General features: G+C 72.1%; 6 protein-coding genes. 2 read left to right on the top strand and 4 right to left on the bottom strand.

The features are described 5' to 3' along the window. Positions 1 to 11: 11 nt before the first annotated feature. Both rfbC and ACFTZL_RS12910 read right to left on the bottom strand, forming a co-directional pair. Entirely contained in the window at positions 12 to 620 is a 609-nt protein-coding gene (rfbC, locus tag ACFTZL_RS12915; RefSeq protein ID WP_382580993.1) for a dTDP-4-dehydrorhamnose 3,5-epimerase, read from the bottom strand. Between the two features lie 4 nt (positions 621 to 624). Beyond that, positions 625 to 2,568 (bottom strand): glycosyltransferase family 2 protein, encoded by a 1,944-nt coding sequence (locus ACFTZL_RS12910; protein ID WP_382580991.1) that lies wholly within the window; start codon positions 2,566 to 2,568, stop codon positions 625 to 627. A gap of 209 nt (positions 2,569 to 2,777) precedes the next feature. On the opposite strand from ACFTZL_RS12910, the gene ACFTZL_RS12905 reads away from it, so the two are divergent. Both ACFTZL_RS12905 and ACFTZL_RS12900 read left to right on the top strand, forming a co-directional pair. Beyond that, on the top strand, positions 2,778 to 3,287 hold the full coding sequence (locus tag ACFTZL_RS12905) for a metallophosphoesterase family protein (protein WP_382580989.1): 510 nt from the start codon (positions 2,778 to 2,780) through the stop codon (positions 3,285 to 3,287). A 49-nt stretch (positions 3,288 to 3,336) separates the two neighbouring features. Then, positions 3,337 to 4,161: a methyltransferase domain-containing protein gene (locus ACFTZL_RS12900; RefSeq protein ID WP_382580987.1), complete on the top strand. Its 825-nt coding sequence runs from the start codon at positions 3,337 to 3,339 to the stop codon at positions 4,159 to 4,161. Here the strand turns inward: ACFTZL_RS12900 and ACFTZL_RS12895 are convergent. After that, on the bottom strand, positions 4,133 to 4,798 hold the full coding sequence (locus ACFTZL_RS12895; RefSeq protein ID WP_382580985.1) for a TetR/AcrR family transcriptional regulator: 666 nt from the start codon (positions 4,796 to 4,798) through the stop codon (positions 4,133 to 4,135). The genes ACFTZL_RS12900 and ACFTZL_RS12895 overlap by 29 nt on opposite strands. After that, positions 4,795 to 6,090, bottom strand: coding sequence for a PucR family transcriptional regulator (locus tag ACFTZL_RS12890; RefSeq protein WP_382580983.1), 1,296 nt, complete (start codon positions 6,088 to 6,090; stop codon positions 4,795 to 4,797). Before ACFTZL_RS12890 ends, ACFTZL_RS12895 begins: the two co-directional genes overlap by 4 nt. Between the last annotated feature and the right edge of the window lie 148 nt (positions 6,091 to 6,238).

Raw genomic sequence — 6,238 nt, 5'->3', positions numbered from 1 at the left:
TGCCGCAGGTGTCAGCCGTCTCCCCGATTCGCCCGCAGTTCCTCGTAGTACGCACGGCAGTTCTCGTACGACGGGAGCAGGCCCTGGCGTTCCGCCTCCGCCAGGGTCGGGGCCTGTTCGTCCTTCGGGGAGAGGAGAGGGGTGATGCCCTCGGGCCAGGCGATGCCGAGAGCCGGATCCAGGGGGTGGATGCCGTGTTCGCGCTCCGGGGCGTAGCCGGTGGAGCACAGATAGACCACCGTGGCGTCGTCGGTCAGAGCCATGAACGCGTGGCCCAGCCCCTCGGCGAGGAACACCGCGTGGCGGGTGTCGTCGTCGAGCCGTACGGCCTCCCACTGGCCGTAGGTGGGGGAGCCCACCCGGATGTCGATCACCACGTCCAGGACGGCACCGCGCACACACGTGACGTACTTGGCCTGACTGGGCGGCACATCGGCGAAGTGCACACCACGCAGCACGCCCCGCCGGGAGACCGAGCAGTTGGCCTGGGCCAGGGCCAGATCATGGCCCGTGGCCTCGCGGAACTCCTCGCCGCGGTACCACTCGTGGAAGCTGCCCCGGTCGTCCGGGAAGATCTTGGGCTCCAGAATCCAGGCGCCCTCTATCCCCAGTGGTCGCATGCTGTCACTGCCCTCCGATCCTGATACGGGTGACCACCTTCCGTCGCGCGGCACCGAGTACCCGCCGCGCGCGCCGTGCCACCCGCAGGGCTGCACCGGGCCCCGGCGCCGGCACGACCAGCACCTGAGCGTCGGCGGCGCGCAGCGCGAACGGCAGCCCGGTGAAGCGGGGCCGGTCGGCGCCCGGGGCCAGACACACAGCCACCCGCCAGGTGTCACGCGAGAGGTCCTTGGCGGGCATCGCCGCCTCCAGTACCGCCCCGCGCCCGTCCGGGGCCGGGGAGAGCGTGCCGGACGCGTCGAGGATCCGGCTCGAGGAGACGAACCTCAGCGGCACCTCGCTGTCGCCCTCGACATGGAGCGGAAGCGGGGCACGGAAACGGTCCCCGGAGACGGTGACGTCCATCGGCTGCACGCTGCCCAGACCGAGCCGCTTGCCCCGCGTGCCGAGCTCGAGGGAGAGGTTGCCGTGCGGCTCCGTCCAGTACGGCAGAACCGGGCGGTCGCCGACGAGTCCCACGTCCGGCGTGGGCCGGGTCGCCCGCGGGGCCGGGCCCAGCCGGCACTCCTTGGTCCAGCCGCCCAGCTTGACCCGCACGACCGCGTCCCAGACGCCGTCACCCGGCAGGCCGGCCGGGTCGACGGTGGCGGTCGCCCGCAGCACCAGCCGGACCTCCTCGCCGTCCCCGACGGGCACGGTCTCGCGCGTGACCTTCACCGGCTGGAAGTACTGTGCGGCGCTCGAGCGCTCCCGCAGCAGCAGATCGGCCGTGGCCTGCCCGAAGCGGGCGGCGGTCTCCGAGGCCACCCACTCCACGGCCTCGGTCACGTCCTTGGGCGTGTCGTTCAGCGGGGCCGCCTCGGCGCCGGCGGGGAAGGTCATCGGTTCGCCGCCGGACGCGTACTCGGCCGTGAAGCCGATGCTGAGGGAGCCGTCCCGCCACTCCACGTGCGCGGGGGCCGCCTTGGGCGCGATGCCGGCCTCCCATTCCGCGAAGGACACGACGTCGTCGTACCGGTCGGCCGCGGTCAGCGAGGCGACGACCTGCTGCGTCGGCTGCAGCCCGTCCGCGACACCGGGACCGAACCGCTCGACGACGACCTCGTGGATCGCCCCGAACAGCTCCTTGCGGTAGTCGTCCGGCAGATTCAGGAAGCGCCGGGCCCGCAGCCGCTCGACCATCTCCACGCGCAGCCAGCGGCGGAAGAGCCTGTCACGCACCGGGCCGGGCTCGGTGTACTGCTCGACGACGTCGAGGGCCTCACGGAGGTTCTTGAAGTACCCGACGGGGTCGAAGCGTTCGAAGCCCGCGTTGGAGCTGTCGTCCCGCCGGATGTGGTAGTAGCAGACGTAGTCGCTGACCACGGAGACGTTCTCCGCGCGCAGATACGCCTCGGCGATGAAGACGTGGTCCTCCAGGCGCCGTCTGCCCTCGGGAAAGCGCAGGCCGGTGCGGTCGAGGAAGGCACGGCGGATCATCTTGTGCGGGGTGAGGCTGTCGATGAGCGGGGCGTTCTCGACGGTGGCACGCGGGTGGTTGCGGCGGAACAGCTCCACCGGCACGCCGCGGCCCTTGCCGGCCATCTTGCCCACGACGACATCGGCGCCGTTGGCCACGCCGTAGTCGTACATCCGCTCCAGGGCCTCGTCGCCCAGGTAGTCGTCGTTGTCGACGAACATGACGAACTCGCCCGTGGAGGCAGCGATGCCCACGTTGCGGGGCTTGCCCGACCAGCCGGAGTTCTCCTGGTGGATGACCTTCATCCGGGGGTCCTCGGCGGCGAGCGCGTCGAGCCGGGCCGGGGTGGCGTCGGTGGAGCCGTCGTCGACGAAGATCACCTCGAACTCTTCGGGAGGCAGGGACTGCCTCTGCAGCGAGGTGATGCAGTCCTCGATGTAGATCCCCGGGTTGTAGACGGGGATGATGACGCTGACCTTGACCGGCATCGGGTTTCCGGGCCCCTTCGGGTCGCTTGCCGTAGACGTCCTGTCTTACTGCGTGTTGCCCGATGCTAACCCGGTAGGCAATGCTGCCTCACCTTTCGAGACCTGGCCGTGATCATCTCCGTCGCCACGGCAACTGAGCTGCGCCGTCTGTCTGTTCGCGGTCAAGTCGGTTCCGGTGCGGAGCGGGCCGCTGCCCCTAGGCTGAGGGCGTGCGTCTGCTCCTCATGTCCGACACCCACCTGCCGAAGCGGGCCAGGGAACTGCCCGCGCCGCTGCTGGCCGAACTCCCGCACGCCGACGTCGTGTTCCACGCCGGCGACTGGGTCGACATGGCCACCCTCGACCTGCTGGAGAGCCGCTGCCGCAGGCTCGTCGCCGTGTACGGCAACAACGACGGACGGGAGCTGCGGGCCCGGCTGCCCGAGGTGGCGTACGCGGAACTGGGCGGGCTGCGCTTCGGGGCGATCCACGAGACGGGCCCCGCCCAGGGCCGGGAGAAACGCTGCGCCGCCCGCTTCCCCGACCTCGACGTGCTGGTCTTCGGCCACAGCCACATCCCCTGGGACACCACGGCCCCCACCGGCCTGCGTCTGCTCAACCCGGGCTCCCCGACGGACCGCCGCCGCCGGCCCCACTGCACCTACATGACCGCCACGGCCGCCGACGGCCGGCTCACCGATGTGGAACTGCGCCGCCTGCCGCCGCGCGCACCGCACTAGCCCGGGTCTGCCCCGACCGCGCCGGGAACGGCCGTGACATGATCGGTGTATGGGTCAGGACGAGGGATATCTCCTGGACAACCGGCAGGCCGAGGCCGGTACCCGCTTCGACGCGCTGGCGGCCCTCTTCGACGCCTCGACGTTCCGGCACTTCGAGACGGTCGGGATCGACGAGGGATGGCGGTGCTGGGAGGTCGGGGCCGGCGGGCCGAGCGTCGCCGCATGGCTCCGTGAACGCGTCGGGCCGCGCGGGCGCGTGCTCGCCACCGACATCGATGTCTCCTGGGCGGAGACCGCCGCCACCGGGGGAGTGGAAGTACTCCGCCACGACGTGGGCCGCGACGAGCCCCCGGCCGGGCCCTTCGACCTGGTCCACGCCCGTCTCGTCCTGGTCCATGTGGCCGAGCGCGATGCCGCGCTGCGCACCATGGTCCAGGTGCTGCGCCCCGGCGGGTGGCTGCTGGTCGAGGACGCCGACCCCGCGCTGCAACCGCTGATCTGCCCCGACGAGTACGGCCCCGAGCAGGAGCTGGCCAATCGGCTCCGCACCGGCTTCCGCCGGCTGCTGCAACAGCGTGGCGCCGACCTCTCCTACGGGCGCAGGCTGCCGCGCCTGCTGCGCGAGGCCGGTCTCGCCGACGTCGAGGCCGACGCGTACTTCCCGATCACCTCACCCGCGTGCGACGTCCTCGAGACGGCCACCGTCCAGCAGGTACGCGACAAACTCGTCGCCGAGGGCCTCGCCACGGACGAGGAGATCGAGCGGCACCTCGCCACCGTCGCGACCGGTCGCCTCGACCTCGCCACGTCCCCGATGATCTCGGCCTGGGGCCGCCGGCCGGCGTTCAGCCGGGCAGAGCCGACAGGTGGATGAGGATGCCGCACACCTCGTCCACGATCTCCCGTGCCTCCCTCTCGTCCTCGCAGTCGCCCAGCTCGCGTGCCGCCCCGCCGATCACGGTGGTCAGCACTCTCACCCGAACCCGGCCGACACGTCGCTTCTCGTCCACCTCCAGGAGCCGGGCGTTGCGCCGTACCCACGCGCGGTCCCACTGGCGGCGCAGCGCGTCGAAGCCGGCGGGGCCGTCGTCCTCCACGAGGAGCATGGCGAGGCGCCGGTTGTTGCAGGCACCCTCGAGGTAGGCCCTGGCTCCCGCGACGAAGAGGGCGACGGGATCGCTCACGCCGCGCTCACGCTCGGCGGCCAGCGTGGCCGCGGTCCGGCGCTCCTGCTCCTCCCGGAACTCCTCCCAGAGGGCGAGGTACAGGCCGTGCTTCCCGCCGTAGTGCTGGAAGAGGCTGCCCACCAGGATGCCGGAGCGTGCCGCGATCTCGGCGAGGCCGGCCTCGGCATAACCGCGCTCGGTGAACACCTCGAGCGCCGCGCTCAGCAGGGCGTGCCGGGCGGAGCCGTTCTGCTCGGCGTTCCCGTCCGGCAGGTGTGTCTTCGCCTCTCCGTCCGGGTGCTGACGTGGCGTCTGCGTCCCGGTCGTCTCCACGATGTGGCTCACTGGTGTTCTCCGTCTTCCTTGGCCCCGTCGCGGATGGCGAGGGCGACCAGCAGTTCCAGGAGGTCGGCGATCCGGCGCGGATTGCGCCCGGTGCGTTCCTCGATCCGGCGCAGCCGGTAGTGCGCCGTGTTGTGGTGCACCCGCAGCCGGTCGGCGGCCAGCCGCAGGTTGAGATCCGCCTCCGCGAAGGCCCGTATGGTGGCGGCCAGCGGGTCGCCACGTCTTCGGTCCTCTTCCAGCAGTGCGCGCACACGGGGATCGACGAGCTGGCGGGCGAGGTCGTCGGCGCGCAGCGCCAGGTAGTCGAAGGGGGACAGGCGCGGCAGTGCCGCCACCCCGCCCCCGCTCGGCACGAGGTCGAGGGCGGCCCGGGCCTCCCCGTAGACGCGCGCCAGTTCGCCGGCGCCCTGGGCGACGGTGCTGATGCCCATGGCGAGCATGGTTCCCTCCCGCGCGAGCCGCCGCTGCACGGCTTCGAAGTGAGCACAGATGTCCTCCGGGTGCATGCCGGTGCGCACCACGGGCACGGCCACCACCTCGCCGTGGCGGACGACGACCAGGGTTCGGCCGGCCCAGGGCCCGGCGACGCTGAGGGAAGCGCTGGTCGCGTAGCCGTGCTCGGCGGAGGTGAGGTCGCCGGTGCGGGTGTCGTCGACGCACACCGCCACGACCGCCATCATCGGCGAGTGCGGACCGATGCCGTACGCCTGGGCCGCGGCGAGCAGCGGGCCGCGCGTCGGTGCCGCGCCGGACAGGAGCTGGTCCAGGAGGTCCCGGCGCTCCCGGTCCGCGTCCGCGACCACGTGCTGCTCGTACTCGACATAGGCCTGCGCGGCATGGGTGCTGGCGTAGTCCACGTACCGCATCAGCGGCGTGACGAGTGACAGCGCGGCCTGCTGTGCCTCGGCGGAGGGGCCCGCGCAGTCCAGCAGCACGTCCCACAGCACCTGTCGGCCGACCCGGAAAGCGCTGATCCAGTCCTCCAGAGCGAACCCCGCGCGGGCCCTGCGCATGGCGGCCGCCCGGCTGAAGACCAGGTCCTCAGGGGCCATGTCGCGCTCGCCGGCCAGTGCGGCCAGCTGCATCCGGTAGTGCGTGAGCACCTGGTCCCGTACGTCGTCGAAGAACCGCTCGTCCTGCAGGGCGTACGACGGGATCTCCGTACGCATCACCGCGACGGCGGTCCGCGTGATCTCCTCGAGCCGGTCCTGCACGGCGTGCAGGATCCGGTGCCGCTCGCGGCTGAGCGGTTCGGAGAGTGCGGGGGCGCCCAGGGCGGGACCACGAGGCATGGCGCCGATAGTCGCTGCCCGCCTCGTGTCCCGTCAACAGGCCCGGGGGGCGAGCTGCCCGGGTGGTTGGGCGCGGCGCACAAGCCGGGGGCCGCGAAGTTGGGTGCTCGCACCCAATGTGCGCCCGGAAGGCCCCCACCTACTGTGA

This window comes from Streptomyces sp. NPDC056948 (assembly GCF_042674225.1).
Taxonomy (GTDB): domain Bacteria; phylum Actinomycetota; class Actinomycetes; order Streptomycetales; family Streptomycetaceae; genus Streptomyces; species Streptomyces purpurascens.
The sequence above is the reverse complement of the archived record's forward strand: the minus strand, read 5'-3'. Positions and strand labels throughout refer to the sequence as shown.

Coding starts and splice junctions, on each gene's coding strand:
- ACFTZL_RS12900 (WP_382580987.1), top strand. CDS start 3,337: ATGGGTCAGGACGAGGGATATCTCCTGGACAACCGGCAGGCCGAGGCC.
- ACFTZL_RS12910 (WP_382580991.1), bottom strand. CDS start 2,568: ATGCCGGTCAAGGTCAGCGTCATCATCCCCGTCTACAACCCGGGGATC.
- ACFTZL_RS12890 (WP_382580983.1), bottom strand. CDS start 6,090: ATGCCTCGTGGTCCCGCCCTGGGCGCCCCCGCACTCTCCGAACCGCTC.
- rfbC (WP_382580993.1), bottom strand. CDS start 620: ATGCGACCACTGGGGATAGAGGGCGCCTGGATTCTGGAGCCCAAGATC.